Here is a 19,389-nt window from a genome sequence, read left to right on the forward strand (position 1 = left end):
TGGTTTATAGGCCGAGAGTCATCAGACAAGAGGGTTTGTGCCGGATGGCGGCGCAAACGCCTTAATCCGGCCTACGGTTAATAATCAATTCCCATCTGGGCTTTTACGCCCACGTCGAAAGCATGTTTAACCGGACGCAGTTCGCTGACGGTATCCGCAAGATCAAGAATATCCCGATGACAGCCGCGACCTGTAATAATCACCGTCTGGTGACCAGGGCGCGCGTTTAGCGCGCTTATGACCTCTTCCAGCGGCAAATAGTCATACGCCACCATATAGGTCAGCTCATCCAGGACCACCATATCAAGCAGCGGATCGGCCAGCATTCGTTTCCCATGCTGCCAAACGGCCATACATGCTGCGGTGTCTGCCTCGCGATTTTGCGTCTCCCAGGTAAATCCCGTTGCCATCACCTGAAATTCGACGCCATGCGGTTCCAGCAGATTACGCTCGCCGTTGGGCCAGGTGCCCTTAATAAATTGCACCACGCCTACGTTTTTACCGTGTCCTACGGCGCGGGCGGCAGTCCCGAAAGCCGCCGTGGTTTTGCCCTTACCATTGCCAGTAAACACGATAATAATACCGCGCTCTTCCTGTGCCTGGGCGACACGGGCGTCAACCCGATCTTTTACCTTCTGCTGGCGCTGCTGATAACGTTCATCACTCATTGGGCGATTCCTGGTTTACGGCCCGGTTGGGCGTCAAAGGTCATACCGGTTTTACGGCGACTGTCGTCGCCCATAAGCCACAGGTAAAGCGGCATAATATCGGCAGGCGTTTTTAATTTCTGTGGATCTTCCGTCGGAAAGGCGCTGGCGCGCATACTGGTGCGCGTGCCGCCCGGGTTAATGCAGTTAACACGCAGAGAACGGTTCTGGTATTCGTCCGCCAGCACCTGCATCATTCCTTCAGTAGCAAACTTCGAGGTGGCATAGGCGCCCCAGTTGGCGCGTCCCTGACGGCCAACGCTTGATGACGTAAAGACCAGCGAGCCGGCATCGGACTTCAGCAATAACGGTAACAGCGCCTGGGTGAGCATAAAGGTGGCGTTAACATTCACCTGCATGACATCCTGCCAGATCTGCGGATCTTGTTCGCTCATTGGACCGATTTCCCCCAGTAACCCGGCATTGTGCAGGACGCCATCCAGGCGGGGATAGTGCGCGGCGATGCGGTCGGCCACTTGCCGGCACTCTTCAGCGGTGCAGGTCAGCAGATCGAGCGTAAACCACTGTGGTTGAACATGTTGCTCGTCAGCAATGTGCTGCGCGACCCGACGCAGTTTCTCTTCGTTACGTCCCAGCAGAATCACTGTTGCGCCGTAACGCGCATACGTGAGCGCGGCTTCCCGCCCAATGCCATCGCTGGCGCCAGTGACCAGAATAATGCGGTTTTGCAATAGATCTTGTTTCGGTTGGTAATGCATGGCTACTCCTCAACGGCGTGGTGCACCGTCCTGCCAGGTTGTCTTATCTTCGCGTTAACTTTTCGGGTTTATGCCTGAAAGCGCCTTTTTTTTCAATCAGACAGGAGCGATAACGCCGTAAAATGAACGTCTTGTCATACTTTTTCTTCCTCAACAGGCATACGGATGAAGAGAGACTGACTTCGATGCCTGTTGTACACTGAGCGCAAGTCGCGTTATTTAATCAAGGTGGGAGTCGTGGAATTGTTGTCTGAATATGGCTTATTTTTGGCAAAAATCGTCACCGTTGTGGTGGCCATTGCCGTCATTGTGCTGCTGATCGTGAATGCTACGCAACGCAAACGTCAGCGCGGCGAGCTGCGCGTGACCAATTTGAGCGAGCAGTATCAGGAGATGAAGGATGACCTTGCTGCGGCGTTGATGGATGGCCATCAGCAAAAACTGTGGCATAAAGCGCAGAAAAAAAAGCATAAGCAGGAGGCGAAAGCCGCCAAAGCAAAAGCGAAGCTGGGGGACATTGCGACATCGGACAAACCGCGTGTATGGGTGATAGATTTCAAAGGCAGTATGGATGCTCACGAAGTTAATGCGTTACGCGAAGAGGTCACGGCGGTGCTGGCAGTGGCGAAACCCGGCGATCGGGCGGTTGTGCGTCTGGAAAGCCCCGGTGGCGTTGTGCATGGCTATGGCCTGGCGGCATCGCAATTGCAGCGCCTGCGCGATAAAAATATTCCGCTGACCGTGACGGTGGATAAAGTCGCGGCAAGCGGAGGCTACATGATGGCCTGCGTGGCGGAAAAAATTATCGCGGCGCCGTTCGCTATTGTGGGGTCAATTGGTGTTGTCGCGCAAATCCCGAACTTTAACCGCTTTCTCAAAAGTAAAGACATTGATATTGAACTGCATACCGCAGGGCAGTACAAACGTACCCTGACATTGTTAGGCGAGAATACGGAAGAAGGGCGGCAGAAGTTTCGTGAAGATCTCAACGAAACGCACCATCTGTTCAAAGAGTTTGTGCAGCGGATGCGTCCGGCTCTGGACATTGAACAGGTGGCCACGGGCGAACACTGGTACGGTCAGCAGGCGCTGGAGAAAGGACTGGTTGATGAGATTAACACCAGCGATGAGGTTATCCTCGGCCTGATGGAAGGGCGCGAGGTGCTGAATGTGCGCTATATGCAGCGTAAAAAACTGATCGATCGTGTTACCGGCAGCGCGGCGGAAAGCGCGGATCGGCTGCTGCTGCGCTGGTGGCAGCGTGGACAAAAACCGTTGATGTAAACCGCTATTGCCGGATGGCATTCAGCGCCATCCGGCATGGATTAATCCACCAGGTGATACTTCTCAGACAGCACATGCGCCAGGTGTTTAAACATGTTAAACACCGCGGTGCTTTTAGGGGTCGGTAACCCTTGCTCGTCTAAAAAGTAATCGCCGCTGAAAACCAGCACGCCATTTCTCTGCGTTACGCCGGTGGCGACAATACCTGCCATCGTGTCTTCATGTTCCCGAATAATTTTGTTGGCTTCAAGCAACAGTGTTTCGCGATCGATAGGTTGCGTCTCTTTATGCATTTTTTACTCCTTAAACAAGGAGATTAGTCTACGCTGAGCACTTCTGATGGGCAAATATTCTCACAGGAAATTGATGGATTTGTCATGTTGCGTTCACTGGCAAGATTTGTTTTTGCATGCTAATAAAGTTGCGTATCGAATTTTATCAGGTACAGTGTGACGCTTTCGTCAATCTGGCAACAGAATTGCTTGACATTCGACCAAAATTCCGTCGTGCTATAGCGCGTGTGTGCAAAAAAGCCTGTTAACTCAGTCACCTGAGGGTTACATTTCGTACACAAAGCCAGTACAAGGGGTTGATATCCGCAGACGCAGAGACCATATATCGTTGTCTCGTCGCCAGTGGAAGGTGAATCAACGTGCGACGCATTCCTGGAAGAATCAACTTAGGTAAAGGTGAATATGGGTAAAGCTCTTGTCATCGTTGAGTCCCCGGCAAAAGCCAAAACGATCAACAAGTATCTGGGTAATGACTACGTGGTGAAATCCAGCGTGGGTCATATCCGTGATTTGCCGACCAGTGGCTCAGCAGCTAAAAAGAGCGCCGACTCTACCTCCACCAAAACGGCTAAAAAGCCCAAAAAGGATGAACGTGGCGCTCTCGTCAACCGTATGGGGGTTGACCCGTGGCACAACTGGGATGCGCACTATGAAGTGCTGCCCGGTAAAGAGAAGGTCGTCTCTGAACTGAAACAGTTGGCGGAAAAAGCCGACCACATCTATCTCGCAACCGACCTTGACCGCGAAGGGGAAGCCATTGCATGGCACCTGCGGGAAGTGATCGGCGGCGATGACGCGCGCTACAGTCGCGTAGTCTTTAACGAAATAACCAAAAATGCCATTCGCCAGGCGTTTGAACAGCCGGGCGAGCTGAACATTAACAGGGTCAACGCCCAGCAAGCGCGCCGCTTTATGGATCGCGTGGTAGGCTATATGGTCTCGCCGCTGCTGTGGAAAAAGATTGCCCGTGGTTTGTCGGCAGGCCGCGTTCAGTCTGTCGCGGTCCGTCTGGTCGTTGAGCGCGAGCGCGAGATTAAAGCGTTTGTTCCGGAAGAGTTCTGGGAAATTGACGCTAATACGACGACGCCGTCTGGCGAGGCGCTACCGCTACAGGTGACGCATCAGAACGACAAGCCATTCCGGCCGGTAAATCGCGAGCAGACGCTTGCCGCCGTCAGCTTGCTGGAAAAAGCGCGCTATAGCGTACTGGAGCGTGAAGACAAACCGACCAGCAGCAAACCTGGCGCGCCGTTTATCACCTCCACGCTACAACAGGCGGCCAGCACCCGGCTGGGCTTTGGCGTGAAGAAAACCATGATGATGGCGCAGCGTCTGTATGAGGCGGGCTACATCACCTATATGCGTACAGACTCCACCAACCTGAGTCAGGATGCGGTCAACATGGTGCGTGGTTATATTGGCGATAATTTCGGCAAGAAATACCTGCCGGATAACCCGAACCAGTACGCCAGCAAAGAAAACTCTCAGGAAGCGCACGAAGCGATCCGTCCTTCCGACGTTGCTGTCATGGCGGAGTCGCTGAAAGACATGGAGGCTGACGCGCAGAAGTTGTATCAACTAATTTGGCGTCAGTTTGTCGCCTGTCAGATGACGCCAGCACAATATGACTCTACTACGCTTACCGTTGGCGCAGGCGAATTCCGTCTGAAAGCGCGTGGGCGTATTTTGCGCTTTGACGGCTGGACAAAAGTGATGCCGGCGCTGCGTAAAGGCGATGAAGATCGCACATTGCCTGCCGTGAATAAGGGCGATGCGCTGACGCTACTTGAATTGACGCCTGCTCAGCACTTTACTAAACCGCCAGCCCGTTTTAGCGAGGCTTCTCTGGTTAAAGAGCTTGAGAAGCGCGGTATTGGTCGTCCGTCTACCTATGCGTCGATTATCTCGACCATTCAGGATCGCGGCTATGTTCGCGTTGAAAACCGTCGCTTCTATGCGGAAAAAATGGGTGAAATCGTCACCGATCGGCTGGAAGAAAACTTCCGCGAATTGATGAACTACGATTTTACCGCGCAGATGGAAGATAGTCTGGATCAGGTTGCGAATCACCAGGCCGAGTGGAAAGCGGTACTGGATAACTTCTTCAGCGATTTTACTCAGCAGCTCGATAAAGCCGAGAAAGATCCGGAAGAAGGGGGGATGCGTCCTAACCAGATGGTGCTGACCAGCATCGACTGTCCAACCTGTGGCCGTAAAATGGGAATTCGTACTGCCAGTACGGGCGTTTTCCTTGGGTGTTCAGGTTATGCGCTTTCGCCGAAAGAGCGTTGTAAAACGACCATTAACCTGGTGCCGGAAAATGAAGTTCTGAACGTGCTGGAAGGCGACGACGCCGAAACCAACGCCCTGCGCGCCAAGCGTCGCTGTCAGAAGTGCGGTACGGCGATGGACAGCTATCTGATCGATCCGAAGCGTAAATTGCATGTGTGTGGTAATAACCCGACCTGTGACGGCTACGAGATTGAAGAAGGCGAGTTCCGCATCAAAGGGTATGACGGCCCGATCGTTGAGTGTGAGAAATGTGGTTCCGAAATGCACCTGAAAATGGGGCGTTTTGGTAAGTACATGGCCTGTACTAACGACGAATGTAAAAATACCCGTAAGATCTTGCGTAACGGCGAAGTTGCGCCGCCGAAGGAAGATCCTGTTCCATTGCCGGAACTGCCGTGTGAAAAATCGGACGCGTACTTTGTGCTGCGCGATGGCGCCGCAGGGATATTCCTGGCGGCCAATACGTTCCCGAAATCACGTGAAACGCGCGCGCCATTAGTCGAGGAGCTTTACCGGTTTCGCGATCGCCTGCCGGAAAAACTGCGTTATCTGGCGGATGCGCCGCAGCAGGATCCAGAAGGCAATAAAACCGTTGTTCGCTTTAGCCGCAAAACAAAACAGCAGTACGTTGCGGCGGAAAAAGACGGGAAGGCGACGGGATGGTCAGCGTTCTTCGTCGACGGCAAGTGGGTTGAAGGCAAGAAATAATCCCTGCCTGTCGCCACTATAGTCAAGCGGGCCGCGTAAGCGGCCCTTTTTTATATACCCTTCATATTTCAAGTGGCTGATGTGTTGGCTACGGATTACTCGCCCCATCCATGGGCCTCGCCCTGACGGACCGTCGCACGCGACGTTCAAATCTGCTTCCGGCAGATTTGTCGCTCCCCCCAGTCACATCGTTATCTATGCTCCTGGGAACTCACTCCCTTGTTGCCTTTAATCACTCGAATTATTTTGGGTATAGCGGGCTTATTATTTTATCGCGCTGGCTATACAGTTCAGATATAAATGATATAGTGGTTATAGTTAACACCTTTTTTATTATTAAATCGTATTAGCAGCCCAATGATGTCTGCAGATAAACGATGGCCTGATGGCGCTAATCTGGATGATGTATTATGAAATTGCAGCAGCTTCGTTACATTGTTGAAGTGGTTAATCATAACCTTAACGTCTCCTCTACCGCTGAGGGGTTGTATACTTCCCAGCCGGGGATCAGTAAGCAGGTTAGGATGCTGGAAGATGAGCTTGGCATCCAGATTTTCGCCCGCAGCGGTAAGCATCTGACTCAGGTGACGCCCGCAGGTCAGGAGATTATTCGTATTGCGCGTGAGGTGCTTTCCAAAGTCGATGCCATTAAGTCGGTCGCCGGCGAGCATACCTGGCCGGATAAAGGCTCGCTCTATATTGCCACTACCCATACTCAGGCGCGTTACGCATTGCCAGGCGTGATTAAAGGCTTCATCGAGCGTTACCCGCGCGTTTCGCTGCATATGCACCAGGGGTCGCCAACGCAGATTGCGGAAGCGGTATCGAAAGGGAACGCCGATTTCGCGATTGCCACGGAAGCGCTGCATTTATATGACGATCTGGTGATGTTGCCATGCTATCACTGGAACCGTTCGATAGTGGTGACGCCGGATCATCCATTGGCGGCAACGTCTTCCGTAACGATTGAAGCGCTGGCGCAGTATCCGCTGGTGACGTATACCTTCGGCTTTACCGGGCGTTCCGAACTGGATACCGCTTTTAATCGCGCAGGATTAACGCCGCGGATCGTCTTTACTGCAACCGATGCGGATGTGATTAAAACCTATGTCAGGTTGGGGCTGGGCGTTGGCGTCATTGCCAGCATGGCGGTCGATCCGCTTGCCGATCCTGATTTAGTGCGGATTGACGCGCACGATATTTTTAGCCACAGCACCACAAAAATTGGTTTTCGCCGTAGTACTTTTTTACGCAGCTATATGTATGATTTTATCCAGCGTTTTGCGCCGCATCTGACGCGTGACGTGGTGGATACGGCGGTGGCGTTGCGTTCTAATGAAGAAATTGAAGCGATGTTTCAGGATATAAAGCTGCCTGAAAAGTAATAGCATCGTCGGTTTGTGTCGTAGTGGCATCGCAGACAAAGCCGCCTTTTGCAATATCCCTCTAAGTATTACGGGTAATGATCAGCAAAATAGTGTTGAATTACCCGTCCCGCCAGTTTCTTTTTCCAAATAGTTATCTTGAGTCAAAAGATTGATTTATTCACTGGCAACGATTCGTAAATTGACTGGATTTTTGACTAAAGTTTATTTAGGATTTGTCTCATCTGATGATTAATTGTACCGATTGTTTGGTGCTGAAATGATAAGTGATACCGATAGCATGAGGTTAGTAATGCCTTCTGAAAACCAGGAACCGCGCCGCGACCCTGAGCTCAAACGTAAAGCATGGCTGGCGGTTTTTGTGGGTTCTGCGCTGTTCTGGGTAGTGGTAGCGCTTGTTATCTGGCATTGGTGGGGCTAAGTGAGCATTACGTCGGAACGCGAGCGCGTGATCGCGCCCCCGATTCAATCGTGTGACGATGATAACACCCCGGATACGACCGTTTTTCGGTCTGTTCCGCAACACTGGACGCTCACACCGCAGCAGCGGGCATTTATTGATGCTTTTGCTGATGAGGTGTCACAAAAATAATATCCGTCTTTTTATTGGCGTTACTGTTTTATTAACGCTGTCTTATTACACCGCAGCAACCGTGTGCTGAGCGCCTCTCAGTATTGATTAAACACAGTTGGTGTCGCCTATGTTAACGTCAAATATAAAGTATTGGTCATGGACTGGCGCGTTTATATTATCGCTACTGTTCTGGGTCGAGTTAATCTGGATTGCCGTCTAATCTCGTCAAAGCCCGATAATGCGTTATTTATCGGGCTTTTTCATCTTCGTTCCTCGCCTGTTAGGTTTCTCCTCTTTTAGCAATTTGGGTTGTTATCAAAACGTTACATTTTGTTTGTGTTATCTTTAATACAACCCTGTGGAGAATCAGGGTAACGCAACCCTGTCATTTAAGGAGGAGCTATGTCGTCAACCCTACGAGAAGCCAGTAAGGATACATTGCAGGCCAAAGATAAAACGTATCATTACTACAGTCTGCCGCTGGCTGCCAAATCCCTGGGCGATATCGCCCGTTTGCCCAAATCACTTAAAGTGTTACTGGAAAACCTGTTGCGCTGGCAGGACGGCGAATCTGTGACTGATGAAGATATTCAGGCGCTGGCCGGTTGGCTTAAAAATGCCCATGCCGATCGTGAAATTGCCTGGCGGCCCGCCCGTGTCCTGATGCAGGACTTTACCGGCGTGCCTGCCGTTGTCGACCTGGCGGCGATGCGTGAAGCCGTTAAACGCCTCGGCGGCGATACGTCGAAAGTGAACCCGTTATCGCCGGTTGATCTGGTTATTGACCACTCTGTGACGGTCGATCATTTCGGCGATGACGATGCGTTTGAAGAAAACGTGCGGCTGGAAATGGAACGTAACCATGAGCGTTATATGTTCCTGAAATGGGGAAAGCAGGCATTCAGCCGTTTCAGCGTGGTGCCGCCCGGAACCGGCATTTGCCATCAGGTTAACCTGGAATACCTGGGTAAAGCCGTCTGGAGCGAATTACAGGACGGGGAGTGGATTGCTTACCCGGACTCGCTGGTGGGGACTGACTCCCATACGACCATGATTAATGGTCTGGGCGTATTGGGGTGGGGCGTGGGCGGTATCGAAGCGGAAGCGGCGATGCTTGGTCAGCCCGTGTCGATGCTTATCCCGGATGTCGTCGGCTTTAAGTTAACCGGTAAACTTCGGGAGGGGATCACCGCCACTGACCTGGTGCTAACCGTCACGCAAATGCTGCGTAAGCATGGTGTCGTGGGTAAATTTGTTGAATTTTATGGTGATGGTCTGGATTCGCTGCCGTTGGCGGATCGCGCGACCATCGCTAATATGTCGCCGGAATATGGCGCCACCTGTGGTTTTTTCCCCATTGACGCCATCACCCTGGAATATATGCGATTAAGCGGGCGTAGCGACGATCTGGTCGAGCTGGTTGAAGCCTACGCGAAGGCGCAGGGAATGTGGCGCAATCCCGGAGACGAACCGGTATTTACCAGTACTCTGGAACTGGATATGGGCGATGTCGAGGCCAGTCTGGCCGGGCCGAAACGCCCGCAGGATCGCGTGGCGTTAGGCGATGTGCCGAAAGCCTTTGCCGCCAGCGCCGAGCTGGAGCTGAATACCGCGCAAAAAGATCGCCAGCCGGTTGACTATACGATGAACGGACAGCCATATCAGCTTCCGGATGGCGCTGTCGTCATTGCCGCCATCACCTCCTGCACGAATACCTCGAATCCCAGCGTGCTGATGGCGGCGGGATTACTGGCGAAAAAAGCAGTAACGCTGGGGTTGAAGCGTCAACCGTGGGTCAAGGCTTCTCTGGCGCCGGGGTCAAAAGTGGTATCTGACTATCTGGCGCAGGCCAAACTTACGCCTTATCTGGATGAGCTCGGTTTTAACCTGGTCGGTTATGGCTGTACGACCTGTATCGGGAACTCCGGTCCGTTGCCTGAGCCTATTGAGACCGCGATTAAAAAAGGCGATCTGACGGTAGGGGCCGTACTTTCCGGTAACCGAAATTTTGAAGGGCGTATCCATCCGTTGGTGAAAACGAACTGGCTGGCGTCGCCGCCGCTGGTGGTCGCGTATGCGCTGGCCGGAAACATGAATATTAACCTCGCGACAGACCCGCTGGGGTACGATCGTAAAGGCGATCCGGTATACCTGAAGGATATCTGGCCTTCGGCGCAGGAAATTGCCCGCGCCGTTGAACTGGTATCATCGGATATGTTCCGTAAAGAGTATGCGGAAGTGTTTGAGGGCACGGAAGAATGGAAATCGATTCAGGTTGAATCGTCCGATACCTACGGCTGGCAGTCGGATTCAACCTATATTCGCCTGTCGCCTTTCTTTGATGAAATGCAGGCCCAGCCTGCGCCAGTCAAAGATATCCACGGCGCGCGTATCCTGGCGATGCTGGGGGATTCGGTAACGACCGACCATATTTCTCCGGCCGGCAGTATCAAGCCGGACAGTCCCGCCGGACGCTATCTGCAAAACCACGGCGTTGAGCGGAAGGATTTTAACTCTTATGGATCACGGCGCGGCAACCATGAAGTGATGATGCGCGGTACGTTCGCCAATATTCGTATTCGCAACGAAATGCTGCCCGGCGTCGAAGGTGGGATGACGCGGCATTTGCCGGGTACGGAAGCGATGTCGATTTATGATGCCGCGATGCTCTACCAGCAGGAAAAAACGCCGCTGGCGGTAATTGCCGGGAAAGAGTATGGGTCGGGATCGAGCCGTGACTGGGCGGCAAAAGGTCCGCGGCTGTTAGGTATTCGCGTGGTGATCGCCGAGTCGTTCGAACGTATCCACCGCTCAAACCTGATTGGGATGGGGATCCTGCCGCTGGAGTTTCCACAGGGCGTAACGCGTAAAACGCTGGGACTGACCGGGGAAGAGGTGATTGATATCGCGGATCTGCAAAACCTGCGCCCTGGCGCGACCATTCCGGTTATGTTAACGAGAGCGGACGGCAGCAAAGAAACGGTGCCTTGTCGCTGTCGCATTGATACCGCCACCGAGCTGACTTACTACCAGAATGACGGCATATTGCACTATGTCATTAGAAATATGCTGAACTAAAGCCGTTTATCGGGCCTGCCGTAAACAGGCAGGCCCGCGCTTTAATACCGGTGGCTTACTTGCTTAGCAGGTGGCCCATTTTGGCCGCTTTAGTATCGAGATAATGCTCATTATTTGGATTACGACCCACAATGAGCGGAACGCGTTCGACGATATTAATTCCCGCCTCGGTCAGTATTTCGACTTTCTTCGGATTATTGGTCAGCAGGCGAACTTCATCCACGCCCAGTAATTTGAACATATCCGCGCACAGGGTGAAATCACGCTCATCGGCGGCAAAGCCGAGCTGATGATTAGCCTCCACCGTGTCATAGCCTTGATCCTGTAACGCATAAGCGCGAATTTTATTAAGCAGGCCGATATTGCGGCCTTCCTGACGGTGGTAAATCAGAATACCGCGTCCTTCTTCCGCAATATGCGTCAGCGCGGCTTCCAGTTGAAAACCACAATCACAGCGCAGACTAAAAAGCGCGTCCCCGGTAAGACATTCGGAATGAACGCGAGCCAAGACCGGCGTTTTACCTGAAATATCGCCAAAAACCAGCGCGGCATGGTCGTGTCCGGTTGCCAGTTCTTCAAATCCCACCATCAGAAAGTCACCCAATGGGGTTGGCAGTTTGGCTTCTGCCACACGTTTAAGCTGCATGTATTTCTCCAGATTATGCTGACGCCTGCGGTGTCGTCGCCTGTTGGCTTGTATCCCGCTATTTTGCCATAAGGCGGCGGACATCACCTAATCACTACCACGTAATTGCTCAGGAATGGCACAAATTTGTCAATTTTCCAGTCCGGCGAGAATTTTCAGTTATGATTGTGATACTTACTTATAAAAGGAGCATCCATGCTTTCAATTGCGAAGCGCACCGCGGCAGGAGCCGCCCTGTTGCTTATCATGCCGCTTGCCGTATGGGTATCAGGCTGGCAGTGGCAGCCAGGACACCAGGTCTGGTGGCTAAAAACGCTATTCTGGATAACGGAAACCGTGACCAAACCCTGGGGCGTTATCACGCATGTGATTCTTTGTGGATGGTTCTTATGGTGCCTGCGATTTCGCCTGCGCGCCGCCATTATGCTGTTTGCGATTCTCGGTGGGGCGATTATCGTCGGGCAGGGCGTGAAGTCATGGGTAAAGGAGCGCGTACAGGAGCCGCGGCCATTTGTGGTCTGGCTTGAAAAAACGCACCATATTCCCGTCGATGAGTTCTACACTTTAAAGCGTACAGAACGCGGACATTTAGTGAAAGAGCAGTTGGCCGGGCAACAGAACATCCCCGTTTTCCTGCGTCAGCACTGGCAAAAAGAGACGGGCTTTGCGTTTCCCTCCGGACACACCATGTTTGCAGCGAGCTGGGCGCTTTTGGCCGTGGGTCTGTTATGGCCGCGCAGACGGACTTTCACCATCGCGTTTTTGTTAGTCTGGGCGACCGGCGTAATGGGCAGCCGTTTGCTTCTGGGAATGCACTGGCCGCGAGATTTAGTGGTCGCCACGCTCATCTCCTGGCTATTAGTTACCCTGGCGACCTGGCTGGCGCAGCGAATTTGCGGGCCGCTTATGCCGCCTCGTGAAGAAGCGCAAGAAATTGCTGAACGCGAGCAGGAAAGCTGACAACGGTTGATTTTCTGACTATTGCCCTTAAATCATCTGATGGCGGGCGCATTTCCATTTCGCGCGAGGCGGGAAAATGGTAATTTAGAAGGCTGGATGCGGTAAGTTGGACACGATTTATTCGCGCAAACCACATAACGGGAAGTAATGTGAAATATTTACTCATTTTCTTACTGGTATTGGCGATTTTTGTTATTTCGGTGACGCTGGGCGCGCAGAATGATCAACAGGTGACGTTTAACTACCTGCTGGCGCAAGGGGAGTATCGTATCTCCACGTTGCTTGCTGTGTTGTTCGCCGTCGGTTTTGCGATTGGCTGGCTGATTTGCGGCCTGTTCTGGCTGCGGGTCCGCGTTTCCCTTGCCCGCGCTGAACGTAAAATTAAACGACTGGAAAACAAGCTCTCGCCAGCAACCGACGTTGCGGTCCCTGCCGATTCGTCGGTTGTAAAGGAATAATCATTTATGTTGGAGTTGTTATTTCTGCTGTTGCCTGTAGCCGCTGCCTATGGGTGGTATATGGGTCGCAGAAGTGCGCAACAAACAAAACAGGATGAAGCTAACCGCCTGTCGCGCGATTATGTCGCAGGGGTTAACTTCCTGCTGAGTAACCAACAAGATAAAGCGGTGGATCTGTTCCTCGATATGCTTAAAGAGGATACGGGCACCGTTGAGGCTCATCTCACTCTCGGTAATCTGTTTCGCTCTCGCGGCGAAGTCGATCGCGCCATTCGTATTCATCAAACGCTTATGGAAAGCGCTTCATTGACCTATGAACAGCGTTTACTGGCTGTTCAGCAACTGGGGCGCGACTATATGGCCGCCGGTTTATATGACCGCGCGGAAGATATGTTTAACCAACTTACCGACGAAACGGAATTTCGCGTAGGCGCGTTACAGCAGCTCTTGCAAATCTATCAGCTAACCAGCGACTGGCAAAAGGCGATCGAAGTAGCAGAACGGCTGGTGAAACTGGGCAAAGATAAACAGCGTATCGAAATCGCCCACTTTTACTGTGAGTTAGCGTTACAGCAGATGGGCAACGACGACATGGATCGCGCGATGGCGTTGCTGAAAAAAGGTGCCGCCGCAGATAAAAATAGCGCCCGGGTGTCTATCATGATGGGGCGCGTTTATATGGCGAGAGGGGATTACGCCAGAGCGGTCGAAAGCCTGCAACGGGTGATCGTTCAGGATAAAGAGCTGGTCAGCGAAACGCTGGAGATGCTGCAAACCTGTTATCAACAGCTCGGTAAAAATGCCGAGTGGGCGGAGTTTTTACGTCGCGCCGTTGAGGAGAATACCGGTGCTGGCGCTGAGTTAATGCTTGCCGATATTCTGGAAGCGCGTGAAGGTAGTGACGCAGCTCAAGTCTATATCACGCGTCAGCTACAGCGACATCCTACCATGCGGGTGTTCCATAAGCTGATGGATTACCATCTCAACGAGGCGGAAGAAGGGCGAGCGAAAGAGAGCCTGATGGTACTGCGTGATATGGTTGGCGAGCAGGTGCGCAGTAAACCGCGGTATCGTTGTCAGAAATGCGGTTTTACCGCCTATACCTTGTACTGGCACTGTCCGTCCTGCCGGGCATGGTCGACCATTAAACCTATTCGCGGACTTGATGGGCAGTAGTATATAAAAAAAGCTTCAATTTAGTTACAACATACTTAATGATGTAAAGCTAGAAACGACGCTGGCATCGGCAGGCAGGGCTTATCAGGTTGTCAATCGAACCTGTTAATTTCCCTGCGCCGCAGGTAGAATGCACGCCGTTTATCCAATTTGCGCCACTTCCGGTGCCCATCATCAAGAAGGTCTGGTCATGACGTTTACTGCTTCATCTTCTTCCTGCGCTATTACTGAATCGCCTGTCGTTGTGGCGTTGGATTACCATGAACGCGATAAAGCCCTGGCGTTTGTCGATAAAATCGATCCTCGCGATTGTCGCTTAAAAGTGGGCAAAGAGATGTTCACGCTGTTTGGTCCACAGCTCGTTCGGGATCTCCAGCAGCGTGGGTTTGATGTCTTTCTTGATCTAAAATTTCATGATATTCCCAACACCACGGCCCGGGCAGTCGCCGCAGCGGCAGACCTGGGTGTCTGGATGGTAAACGTTCACGCGTCTGGCGGGGCGAGAATGATGGCCGCAGCGCGCGACGCGCTGGCGCCATTCGGTAAAGATGCGCCGTTACTCATTGCCGTGACCGTGTTGACCAGTATGGAAACCAGCGATCTGCGCGATCTGGGCGTGACGTTGTCACCGGCGGAACATGCGGAGCGGCTGGCGCGCCTGACGCAGCAATGCGGGCTGGATGGCGTAGTCTGTTCCGCTCAGGAAGCGGTCAGATTTAAACAGGCCTTTGGCGCTGCATTTAAGCTGGTGACGCCGGGCATTCGGCCCGCAGGCAGCGAGGCAGGCGACCAGCGACGCATTATGACGCCCGAACAGGCATTATCCGCCGGCGTCGACTATATGGTGATTGGCCGCCCGGTTACGCAATCGGTAGATCCGGCGCAAACGCTCAAGGATATTAACGCGTCACTGAAACGGGAGGCATAATGAGCGATTCCAATAGTCGTCTGGTTTATTCAACACAGACGGGGCGCATTGAAGAACCTAAAACGGCGCCGGTTCGTCCCAAAGGGGATGGTATCGTTCGCATTCAGCGTCAAACCAGTGGCCGTAAGGGTAAAGGCGTATGTTTGATTACCGGTATCGAGATGAATGATGCTGAATTAACCAAACTGGCGGCTGAACTGAAGAAAAAATGCGGCTGTGGCGGGGCAGTAAAAGAAGGAATTATTGAAATTCAGGGTGATAAACGCGACTTGATAAAATCATTGCTGGAAGCTAAAGGAATGAAAGTAAAATTAGCTGGCGGCTAATGAAAACGCCACGGTTGTAAATTACCGTGGCGTAAAAGTCAACTTTGTCTATTTTTGTAATCCAGACCTGAAAAGAATAAACGTATTATTTTGAGCCGTTCAATATTTAAACGTCTGGATTATTTTCCAACCTGGTGACCAATCACGCCGCCGACCGCCGCGCCGCCCAGGGTGCCTAATGTACTGCCGTCCGTTAACACTGCGCCGCCTAACGCCCCCGCACCTGCGCCAATAGCCGTGTTGCGATCGCGCTTGGACCAGTTTGAGCAGGCGCTCAGAGACATTGCTACGGTGATTGCCAGCACAGCAGCGGCCATTTTTTTGCTCGTCATAAACATAATACTCTCTCCTGAATTAACGATTCACGGAATTAAGCTCACTATAACTATAGTTAAAATAAAACCTGTTAAGAGATTTTCCGTAAAACCTGATTGCGCAGGGGTATATCACGCAGGTGATAGTCACTTCCTGTTATTTCGCTAATATTAATTTTACGACGTTACGCTCGTTACAACAGGTAAATAGTCTTAATTGGGATGTCAGAAAAGTCTTAGAGAGAGGATGATTTGCCATAGGGCAAACCATCGGGAAATATTTTAAACGGATGAGCCAATAACATTGACTAGCAGCCCCGCATGTTCTAACTGCATTTGATCGCTGGCGGAAATTCTGGAATCCGTAATGACACGATGGAAGCGAGAGAGCGGGCCCAGGGGATAGGGATGCACACAGCCAAATTTGGAGCTGTCGGTGAGGACAATCGCTTCTGAGCCTTTTTCCAGAACAGCGTTAACCACATCCGATCGCATCATATCGCGTCCGGTAAAGCCGGTATCAGCCTGCCAGCCATCAATACCGATAAATGCTTTGCTGAAATGCACTTGATGGATAAACTGTCGCGTCAACGGCCCTACCATGCTTTCACTTTTTTTCTGATAGATTCCACCGAGGAGAATGACTTCGCAAGGGGTCTCTTTGAGCAGATGCGCGATATAACTGCTCACGGTGATGATCGTGACATCTTTTTGTTCCGCCAGCGTCCGGGCCAATAGCGCATTGCTGCTGCCATTTTCAATAAAAACGGATTCCCCTGGACTGACCAGCGAGGCGGCGAACTCCGCCAGTCGGCGTTTTAGCGTGTAGTTCGTCATCATGCGAGTCTCTACGTCATCGCTCTCAAGCGAAACGGCGAAACCGTGCGCACGGCGTAAATAGCTCTGCTTTTCCAGGGTATTCAGATCCTGACGAATCGTGACTTCAGATACGCCGGTAATTTTCGCCAGTTCAGCAACGCTCATCTGGCCTTTATCAACCACCATTTGCAAAATTGATTGTTGTCGGGAGTTCATAGTATTAATTTTATACGTTAAGAGGAGTCAACAGACAGTCAGAGAGCCGGGAAGGGCTAACGGCCATCCCGGACAAATAATCGCTATCAGATTTCCCAGGGCGACCCGGGAGCCTGGGATGGCGAGATACCGTCTTTAACCTGATCTAACAGCTCTGCTCTCAATATTTCAAGGTTATTGATGGCCGAGTGGTAATCGCCAGCAACAAGGATATCCAGCACGGTATCAATGCGTGCGGCAATTCGTTGTGCTTCGATATCAGACATGTTTGTCATCCTTAATGTCAGAAAAGGTTTCAATTCATGATGCAGAAATTAATCTGAAAAGAGAAGGGAAAAATAGGGCTATACCTGTCTGCACAGGCTGTTCTCCCTATTATCGCCGCCATTAACGCATTTTTCTCGTCTGATAACGTTTGTACCAGCGTTCAAAAGAAACGGCGGGCATAGGTTTGGCGAATAAAAAGCCCTGTCGTTCATTGACGCCGTTTTTTGTCAGGAAGGCATCTTCTTTAGCATTTTCTACGCCTTCGGCAATCACTTGTAAATTTAGCGCCTGAGCCACCGCGACAATCGCCCGAACCAGAGATTGCGACAGCGGTTGTTTATGGATATCTCTGACGAAAGCCTGATCCAGTTTAACGGCATCAATAGGGAACCGGGCGAGTTGAGAAAGCGAAGAATACCCGGTGCCAAAATCATCCAGATGAATCTGAGCGCCGAGCTGACTAAATTGCTGGATAACCGATAGCGCCAGCGTGTCGTTTTCAATCAGGCAGCTTTCCGTTAGCTCGACATCGATCGGGCAATACTCAAAATTCAGATCGTACAAAGCCTGTTTAAGCGCAGTAAAAAGCGTCTGGTCGGCCAGTTGTCGCGCCGAAAAGTTAACGGCTACGCGCAAGTTAATCCCCTTATCGCGCCATTTCGCAATCTGGCGAACCACATCAAGAATCACCCAGCGGCCCAGCGGGACGATGAGTCCTGACTCTTCGGCATATGAGATGAACTCCAGCGGCGGAATTAATCCGCGTTCCGGCGATTGCCAGCGTACCAGCGCTTCCAGGCTACGTACTTCGCCGCGCCAGGTAATTTTGGGCTGATAGTGAATAAGTAACTGGTCGTTTTCCAGCGCTTTTCGCAGGTTTGTATCCAGCCAGTGATAGTCAAATACGCGCTGATTCATTTCCGGCGAAAAAACGCAGAACTGACCGCGGCCGCCTTCTTTGGCGTTATACATTGCGGTGTCGGCAGTGCGAATGAGACTGTCGCTGTCCTGTCCGTGCCGGGGGGCCAACGAAATGCCAATGGCGCATCCCGTGTAAACTTCAATGAGTCCAATACGAAACGGTTGCCGCAGACGGGTAAGGATTCGTGAGGCTACTGCTTCCAGCGCGGCCTGAGACGTATGGGCAGCGAGGACAATGAATTCATCTCCCCCCAGTCTGGCCAGCAATTGATCTTCCTCCAGACAACTCAACAGCGCCAGCGAAACGGCCTGTAAGAGCTGATCGCCAAACATATGCCCATAGGCGTCATTAATTTTCTTGAAGTTATCCAGATCGAGATAAACGATACCCACCTGCGACTCGCCAGCCGAGGCAATAGCATGATTAATAAATTCATGAATAGCATTGCGATTGGGCAGGCCGGTGACGGTGTCTGTATTCGCCAGTATGCGTAAACGCTCCTGAGCCCGCCTTTCTTCGGTGATATCCGTGCCTGCGCAGATCAGGAAAATTTCGTTTTTTCCGCTACCGTTATGGACGAATTTATTACGAAATAAGAACAGGCGTTGGCCTTTACGGGTCTTTATCCAGCGTTCGATTTCATAGGCATTGCCATTGCGAAAAAAATTCTCAATGTAGTGCCGGGAGGCAACCGCCTCCCGGCGGCTCATAAATAATTTAAAGACGCTTTGACCAATTACATCTCGCTCTTTTAAGCCTGTGTACTCTTCGCATAACCGATTAAATCGACAGATTTTTCCCCGACTATCCAGTATCGCAATGACTGAGTTGGCTTCTGATACGATTTGCTCGGCAAAAGAGAGCTCTTGCGCCTGCGTTGGCGCGACGGCAGGCGTATCAGGCCAGGTTGCCAGGCTGCCAGCCCATTCACGGTTATTAATCTTACGGCCTACCAGGTGCACAGCGGTAACCTGTTTTTCTATCAACAACGTTATCAGCAGACTGGACGTAATCGCCGTTATTTCCCGGATACGCCCGGCTTGTTCCGGCGATAGCTCAACCGTTTTTTCTGCATCCGTTTCACCTGTCGGGGAGAGATACAGCACGTTGCGGTCATCAGCCAGACGCCAGTAAGAGTGAAGGGGATTTAGCGCCGTTTGTTCCTGAATCTGTTTCATCATGCGTACCATCCCATTTAAGCGCCAGGTGCCCGAAAAGAAAGGTTAGCCATGTTATAAATAAGGGTAATTATGGCTGAACGTATTGTTTTATCTATGTATTCATATGTAATCCAGATTCTGGAAAAAGCATAGTCGC

The 19,389-nt window shown here is 51.7% G+C and carries 19 protein-coding genes; 11 read left to right on the plus strand and 8 right to left on the minus strand.

Features of this window, described 5'->3' with window-relative positions; genetic code table 11:
* Positions 1–77: 77 nt before the first annotated feature.
* Together cobO and NA330_RS00165 are read right to left on the minus strand one after the other, a co-directional pair.
* Positions 78–668: a cob(I)yrinic acid a,c-diamide adenosyltransferase gene (gene cobO, locus NA330_RS00160; RefSeq protein ID WP_001278858.1), complete on the minus strand. Its 591-nt coding sequence runs from the start codon at positions 666–668 to the stop codon at positions 78–80.
* Positions 665–1,426 (minus strand): YciK family oxidoreductase, encoded by a 762-nt coding sequence (locus tag NA330_RS00165; RefSeq protein ID WP_000559310.1) that lies wholly within the window; start codon positions 1,424–1,426, stop codon positions 665–667. Before NA330_RS00165 ends, cobO begins: the two co-directional genes overlap by 4 nt.
* A 237-nt stretch (positions 1,427–1,663) precedes the next feature.
* Here NA330_RS00165 and sohB point away from each other — a divergent pair, with 237 nt between their 5' ends.
* Positions 1,664–2,710 carry a protease SohB gene (gene sohB, locus NA330_RS00170; protein ID WP_000422082.1) on the plus strand — a complete coding sequence of 349 codons (1,047 nt, stop codon included), beginning with the start codon at positions 1,664–1,666 and terminating at the stop codon, positions 2,708–2,710.
* 41 nt (positions 2,711–2,751) lie between these two features.
* Here sohB and NA330_RS00175 read toward each other — a convergent pair whose 3' ends face one another.
* A complete protein-coding gene (locus NA330_RS00175; protein WP_000548616.1) occupies positions 2,752–3,003 on the minus strand; it encodes a YciN family protein in 252 nt (83 codons plus the stop codon).
* Between the two features lie 402 nt (positions 3,004–3,405).
* Here NA330_RS00175 and topA point away from each other — a divergent pair, with 402 nt between their 5' ends.
* From topA to acnA, 5 genes are all read left to right on the plus strand, one after another.
* Positions 3,406–6,003, plus strand: coding sequence for a type I DNA topoisomerase (gene topA / locus NA330_RS00180; RefSeq protein ID WP_000513593.1), 2,598 nt, complete (start codon positions 3,406–3,408; stop codon positions 6,001–6,003).
* A 410-nt stretch (positions 6,004–6,413) separates the two neighbouring features.
* Entirely contained in the window at positions 6,414–7,388 is a 975-nt protein-coding gene (gene cysB, locus NA330_RS00185) for an HTH-type transcriptional regulator CysB (RefSeq protein ID WP_000776233.1), read from the plus strand.
* A gap of 280 nt (positions 7,389–7,668) precedes the next feature.
* Positions 7,669–7,809, plus strand: a complete 141-nt coding sequence (locus tag NA330_RS00190) for a YmiA family putative membrane protein (protein WP_213083417.1) — start codon at positions 7,669–7,671, stop codon at positions 7,807–7,809.
* 280 nt (positions 7,810–8,089) lie between these two features.
* Positions 8,090–8,182, plus strand: coding sequence for a small membrane protein YmiC (gene ymiC, locus NA330_RS00195; RefSeq protein WP_223156441.1), 93 nt, complete (start codon positions 8,090–8,092; stop codon positions 8,180–8,182).
* A gap of 182 nt (positions 8,183–8,364) precedes the next feature.
* Complete coding sequence (gene acnA / locus NA330_RS00200; protein WP_023242286.1) at positions 8,365–11,040, plus strand: aconitate hydratase AcnA; 2,676 nt, start codon at positions 8,365–8,367, stop codon at positions 11,038–11,040.
* 55 nt (positions 11,041–11,095) lie between these two features.
* Here the strand turns inward: acnA and ribA are convergent, their stop codons facing one another.
* On the minus strand, positions 11,096–11,686 hold the full coding sequence (ribA, locus tag NA330_RS00205) for a GTP cyclohydrolase II (RefSeq protein ID WP_001176284.1): 591 nt from the start codon (positions 11,684–11,686) through the stop codon (positions 11,096–11,098).
* A gap of 195 nt (positions 11,687–11,881) precedes the next feature.
* On the opposite strand from ribA, the gene pgpB reads away from it, so the two are divergent.
* The 5 genes from pgpB to yciH all read left to right on the plus strand — a co-directional run bounded on the left by pgpB (position 11,882) and on the right by yciH (position 15,534).
* Complete coding sequence (gene pgpB / locus NA330_RS00210; RefSeq protein WP_000948636.1) at positions 11,882–12,646, plus strand: phosphatidylglycerophosphatase B; 765 nt, start codon at positions 11,882–11,884, stop codon at positions 12,644–12,646.
* 149 nt (positions 12,647–12,795) lie between these two features.
* A complete protein-coding gene (locus NA330_RS00215; RefSeq protein ID WP_000876301.1) occupies positions 12,796–13,104 on the plus strand; it encodes a LapA family protein in 309 nt (102 codons plus the stop codon).
* A gap of 6 nt (positions 13,105–13,110) precedes the next feature.
* The gene (lapB, locus tag NA330_RS00220; RefSeq protein WP_023242287.1) at positions 13,111–14,280 is read left to right on the plus strand and encodes a lipopolysaccharide assembly protein LapB; all 1,170 of its coding nucleotides are present in this window, start codon (positions 13,111–13,113) and stop codon (positions 14,278–14,280) included.
* A gap of 190 nt (positions 14,281–14,470) precedes the next feature.
* Positions 14,471–15,208 (plus strand): orotidine-5'-phosphate decarboxylase, encoded by a 738-nt coding sequence (gene pyrF, locus NA330_RS00225; protein ID WP_001537903.1) that lies wholly within the window; start codon positions 14,471–14,473, stop codon positions 15,206–15,208.
* Positions 15,208–15,534 (plus strand): stress response translation initiation inhibitor YciH, encoded by a 327-nt coding sequence (yciH, locus tag NA330_RS00230; RefSeq protein WP_001285199.1) that lies wholly within the window; start codon positions 15,208–15,210, stop codon positions 15,532–15,534. Before pyrF ends, yciH begins: the two co-directional genes overlap by 1 nt.
* A gap of 119 nt (positions 15,535–15,653) precedes the next feature.
* Here yciH and osmB read toward each other — a convergent pair whose 3' ends face one another.
* The 4 genes from osmB to pdeR all read right to left on the minus strand — a co-directional run bounded on the left by osmB (position 15,654) and on the right by pdeR (position 19,253).
* On the minus strand, positions 15,654–15,872 hold the full coding sequence (gene osmB / locus NA330_RS00235; protein WP_000481166.1) for an osmotically-inducible lipoprotein OsmB: 219 nt from the start codon (positions 15,870–15,872) through the stop codon (positions 15,654–15,656).
* Positions 15,873–16,130: 258 nt separating this feature from the next.
* Entirely contained in the window at positions 16,131–16,883 is a 753-nt protein-coding gene (yciT, locus tag NA330_RS00240; RefSeq protein ID WP_001088594.1) for a DNA-binding transcriptional regulator YciT, read from the minus strand.
* Positions 16,884–16,969: 86 nt separating this feature from the next.
* On the minus strand, positions 16,970–17,149 hold the full coding sequence (locus tag NA330_RS00245; RefSeq protein ID WP_001279854.1) for a YciZ family protein: 180 nt from the start codon (positions 17,147–17,149) through the stop codon (positions 16,970–16,972).
* A gap of 121 nt (positions 17,150–17,270) precedes the next feature.
* On the minus strand, positions 17,271–19,253 hold the full coding sequence (gene pdeR, locus NA330_RS00250; RefSeq protein ID WP_077943778.1) for a cyclic di-GMP phosphodiesterase: 1,983 nt from the start codon (positions 19,251–19,253) through the stop codon (positions 17,271–17,273).
* Between the last annotated feature and the right edge of the window lie 136 nt (positions 19,254–19,389).

The organism is Salmonella sp. NW722, assembly GCF_051702785.1.
GTDB classification, from domain to species: Bacteria; Pseudomonadota; Gammaproteobacteria; order Enterobacterales; family Enterobacteriaceae; genus Salmonella; species Salmonella enterica.

Coding starts and splice junctions, on each gene's coding strand:
- cobO (WP_001278858.1), bottom strand. CDS start 668: ATGAGTGATGAACGTTATCAGCAGCGCCAGCAGAAGGTAAAAGATCGG.
- NA330_RS00165 (WP_000559310.1), bottom strand. CDS start 1,426: ATGCATTACCAACCGAAACAAGATCTATTGCAAAACCGCATTATTCTG.
- NA330_RS00175 (WP_000548616.1), bottom strand. CDS start 3,003: ATGCATAAAGAGACGCAACCTATCGATCGCGAAACACTGTTGCTTGAA.
- topA (WP_000513593.1), top strand. CDS start 3,406: ATGGGTAAAGCTCTTGTCATCGTTGAGTCCCCGGCAAAAGCCAAAACG.
- cysB (WP_000776233.1), top strand. CDS start 6,414: ATGAAATTGCAGCAGCTTCGTTACATTGTTGAAGTGGTTAATCATAAC.
- NA330_RS00190 (WP_213083417.1), top strand. CDS start 7,669: ATGAGGTTAGTAATGCCTTCTGAAAACCAGGAACCGCGCCGCGACCCT.
- ymiC (WP_223156441.1), top strand. CDS start 8,090: ATGTTAACGTCAAATATAAAGTATTGGTCATGGACTGGCGCGTTTATA.
- acnA (WP_023242286.1), top strand. CDS start 8,365: ATGTCGTCAACCCTACGAGAAGCCAGTAAGGATACATTGCAGGCCAAA.
- ribA (WP_001176284.1), bottom strand. CDS start 11,686: ATGCAGCTTAAACGTGTGGCAGAAGCCAAACTGCCAACCCCATTGGGT.
- pgpB (WP_000948636.1), top strand. CDS start 11,882: ATGCTTTCAATTGCGAAGCGCACCGCGGCAGGAGCCGCCCTGTTGCTT.
- lapB (WP_023242287.1), top strand. CDS start 13,111: ATGTTGGAGTTGTTATTTCTGCTGTTGCCTGTAGCCGCTGCCTATGGG.
- pyrF (WP_001537903.1), top strand. CDS start 14,471: ATGACGTTTACTGCTTCATCTTCTTCCTGCGCTATTACTGAATCGCCT.
- yciH (WP_001285199.1), top strand. CDS start 15,208: ATGAGCGATTCCAATAGTCGTCTGGTTTATTCAACACAGACGGGGCGC.
- osmB (WP_000481166.1), bottom strand. CDS start 15,872: ATGTTTATGACGAGCAAAAAAATGGCCGCTGCTGTGCTGGCAATCACC.
- yciT (WP_001088594.1), bottom strand. CDS start 16,883: ATGAACTCCCGACAACAATCAATTTTGCAAATGGTGGTTGATAAAGGC.
- NA330_RS00245 (WP_001279854.1), bottom strand. CDS start 17,149: ATGTCTGATATCGAAGCACAACGAATTGCCGCACGCATTGATACCGTG.
- pdeR (WP_077943778.1), bottom strand. CDS start 19,253: ATGATGAAACAGATTCAGGAACAAACGGCGCTAAATCCCCTTCACTCT.